General features: G+C 41.5%; 1 protein-coding gene. It reads right to left on the bottom strand.

Annotated features, from left to right (window positions below):
• On the bottom strand, positions 1–236 hold a 236-nt coding region (locus RM529_RS17985), incomplete at both ends, for a hypothetical protein (protein ID WP_311486093.1).

The raw sequence follows: 236 nt of genomic DNA, 5'->3' as shown, positions 1-236 counted from the left end.
CAGTTCTACGGAATTGTCTCCAACATTACTACAGTCGAAATTGGTAATATTTAAGGAGCGGCTCTGAATTTGGCAATTATCGCTGGAACCGTTGTCAATATCTTCGGCTGAAATTGTTGCGTTCCCATTAGTGTCAAGCTGCACAGTAATATCCTGAGTTCTGACCGTAGGAGTAATATCGTCTTCAACAGTAACCCTAGCGGTTTTTGAGGCTGAATTTCCATTTACATCTGTGA

It is taken from the genome of Autumnicola edwardsiae, from assembly GCF_031846505.1.
GTDB classification, from domain to species: domain Bacteria; phylum Bacteroidota; class Bacteroidia; order Flavobacteriales; family Flavobacteriaceae; genus Autumnicola; species Autumnicola edwardsiae.
This window is presented reverse-complemented; position numbering and strand designations above follow the sequence as displayed.